The 3,416-nt window shown below is 36.0% G+C and carries 2 protein-coding genes and 1 pseudogene; all 3 read left to right on the top strand.

Annotation, left to right across the window (positions count from 1 at the left end; genetic code table 11):
* The coding region (locus F6K13_RS24565; RefSeq protein WP_287288655.1) for a transglutaminase family protein at nucleotides 1-480 on the top strand (480 nt) is incomplete at its 5' end.
* 421 nt (nucleotides 481-901) lie between these two features.
* Nucleotides 902-1,039: a hypothetical protein gene (locus F6K13_RS24560; RefSeq protein ID WP_192901100.1), complete on the top strand. Its 138-nt coding sequence runs from the start codon at nucleotides 902-904 to the stop codon at nucleotides 1,037-1,039.
* Between the two features lie 689 nt (nucleotides 1,040-1,728).
* Nucleotides 1,729-2,688 (top strand): annotated as a pseudogene (locus F6K13_RS24555) (adenylate/guanylate cyclase domain-containing protein).
* Nucleotides 2,689-3,416: the final 728 nt, after the last annotated feature.

Genomic DNA, 3,416 nt, shown 5'->3' with positions numbered 1-3,416 from the left:
ATTCGGAATTATGTCTACGATCGACTTTCTTATGGAGTAACAACTAAGATTGATACTCCAGATATTGTATTAGAAAGAGGTGTTGGTTCTTGTGGAGAATATGTAGGGTTATTGTTAGCTTTGGCACGATTAAATAATATTGCTTGTCGTACAGTGGGTCGCTATAAATGTCCAGCTTTTGCTGATAGAAAAAGTGTGCCTTTAGAGCCAGAATTTAATCATGTTTGGTTAGAATTTTATCTACCTGGTTTTGGTTGGGTTCCTATGGAATCAAACCCTGATGATTTACAAGAAGGAGGCCCTTATCCGTTAAGGTTTTTTATGGGTTTAGCTTGGTATCATGTGGAAATTGGTAAAGGAATTAAGTTTGAAACTCTGAAAAGTAAGGGGATACCTGTTAATAAGGAAAAAATTTCAATTGGTAATTTGGCAATTAATCATGTTAGGTTTACAATTTTAGAAGAGCGACCTGGGTTGTAGTTGCAGAAGGAAGAAGTAATATCATGTCCGTTTGAATACTTATAAATAATGATCGAGTAGTCAGGAAGACCGAGTCAGGAGGGAAGAAAAAAGAGGAAAAGCAGAAAGTGTTTTGATCACTAATTATCCGGACATGATATGAGAGGGAATAAGGAAGAAGAGAAAGAACAATTATTTATTACATTCTGTATATGGAAATAATTATTTTGGAGAATGTTTTTATGTAAATATAGGCGTTGGTGATTTTGGCTATGATTTTTTTAAATGGTGATCGCCTAAATACTAATTAAAAAGCATTTTATACTTTATAAATTTAGCTTTCATAGCTTGATTCACCAACGCCTAAATATAGTTTAGTTACTCTAAAGCATTTTTTTTTGATAAAATCTAAAAGAAAAAATCTAAAATTTGAGGAGGAGTTGTGGAATTAACAGTCGTAAATATTATGGCGATAGTAGCATCAGGACTAATGTTAATTGTTACTGGAGGTGTGATATATTTAACGGCGGCTGAGTGGCGCGATCGTAGACGTCAACAAAGGGATAAAACCACTCGTTGAAGACATTTTTTTCTCTACTTTCATTTTTAATCATGGCGATAATTTCATTATCGTCTTTTTTTTGTGACACTTTATTTACTAGTTGTACTCTATTGTACTCCAAAGAATATAATACCAGTTTGATAAATGTTTGCTAAAAATAATAGAGATGAGGAGAGGAGAGAGAATATATAATGAGCGTGTTTTTTTTCGTAGTGTCAATTAGTATAATACCAGTTTCATAAAATATTGCTACAGTAGTTTGGTCTGTTGGTGGAAATATAGAGATTAATCGTGTAACTACCTTTTTTGAATTTGGTATAATTTTATTGATCAGCAATTATTATATCATGTATATCATGTTATCATAGAGATTATTGATAATAATTTATATATTGCTGTCAAAACTTATCGATATAATTAAGCAATAAAACATATCATTTTATTGCTTTTTTTTCTTACTTTATCCAACGTCAGTCTTTCCTTCTTCCTTACCTACACAGTTTGTAATACAGCAGTTTTCAAGTTGATCAGGTACAAAATTTTATGCTTTTAGGGAACACGGTATCTGAGGACAAGGAATGAATCAAAATTATAGATTAATTTTCAACTGTACCTCACTATCCTGAAATTTGCTGTATTCTCTTTTAAAAATCGTATAACACTTCATCATTGCTTTTAAAAATCGTATAACACTTCATCATGCTTATATGAAATTTGATATTATTAGTGCAAATATGGCACTAGCAAGAATTTATGGTTATCATTCACCAGAAGAGTTACTCAAAAATATTAAAGATATTTCTCGACAGCTTGATTACGATCCTAACCGCAGGCAAAAATTTGTAGCAGCAATGAGAGTAGATAATGCTGTATATAATTTTGAGTCCTTAGCATATCGCAAAGATGGTCAGACAATTTGGGTTTCTGAAAATGCTCGTGCTGTACATGACTCTCAGGGCAAATTGTTGTATTACGAGGGTACTGTTTCTGATATTACTGAGCGGAAAATGGTGCAGGAAGCTTTAAAGTTTCAGCGAAAACAAATGGAACAGTTGCTGCTAAACATTTTGCCAGTTCAAATTGCTCAACGTCTACAAGAAGAACAAAGGGCGATCGCTGATAGTTTTGATGATGTGAGTGTGTTATTTGCTGACTTGGTGGGGTTTACTGAGTTTTGCTCCAATGTTTCTCCCATTGAACTTGTAAATTTTCTGAATTTGATTTTTTCTAAGTTTGACCAACTGACTCAAAAACATCATTTAGAGAAAATCAAAACTATTGGGGATGCTTATATGGTAGTTGGGGGTTTGCTAATTCAGCTAGATAAGCATTTGGAGGCGATCGCTAATATGGGACTAGATATGCAGGTTAGTTTTGCCAATCTATGTGATCGGTTAGAAAAACCTTTGAATTTGCGAGTTGGTATCCATGTGAGACCTGTGATTGCTGGAGTTATTGGTCAAACTAAATTTATCTATGATTTATGAGGCGATACTGTCAATATTGCGTCTCGGATGGAGTCTACTGGTATTTCTCGTAAAATTCAAGTTACCAGTCTTGTATATCAGCGACTCCAGAAAAAATTTGTATTTGAACAGCGGGGTAAAGTTTCAATCAAAGGGAAAGGAGATATGACTACTTATTTTCTTAAGGGAGTGAGGGAGTAGAGGAGTGGGGGATATTGAAGTAATTAGGGTTTGCTGAAAAAATTGGTTGGTGGGGGTAAGACACGGGGACACGGAGACACGGAGACGCGGAGATGGGGAAAACAGGCAAAGGTTTCGGCCATTTGATCATTTTCTTTGTGGGTTTAATACCCCACCGTCAACGGGGGTGTTCAAAATTACATGGGGATTCTAACCCCAAGTAATTTTCCTCCTGTCTCCTGTCTCCTGTCTCCTGTCTCCTGTCTCCTTCTTCAAGTGAAGAAATTTTCTTGAATTTCAGCAGAGAATTTCAATAAATTGATGCAAGTAAGAGCAAATAATATCATGTCCGGTTGAATAGTTACACTTTGGAGGAAAAAAGGCAGAAGGCAGAAGGGAAAGAGCAAGGTTAGAAGGCAGAAGGTTTTTTATAACTGATTATCCGCAATTCGTAGCTCCCCCGGAGGGGAACATGATATAACTAGGGTTTGCTGATTAAATCTGAAAGTCTTGACTGATATTGGTTTGAGCAATTTTAGGTCTGGAAAAAGTACCAGCTTTTTGGTGGAAAAAGCTCAAAAAGCTAGTATTTTGGGATGATTATGGCAGAAAACTTGAGGGACAATTCTGACTTCTACCTCCTCGCTCATTCCCATTTCTCCCCTCCTGGGAGGGGGAGGGGCGAGGGGTGGGTTGTCTCCTGTATTCCCATCCTGGGAGGGGTTAGGGGTGAGTTGTCTCCTGTCTCA

The sequence above is a fragment of the Okeania sp. SIO2B9 genome, assembly GCF_010672505.1.
Taxonomy (GTDB): Bacteria; Cyanobacteriota; Cyanobacteriia; order Cyanobacteriales; family Microcoleaceae; genus Okeania; species Okeania hirsuta.
Note: the sequence above shows the minus strand (reverse complement) of the source record. Positions and strands in the feature narration are given on the sequence as shown.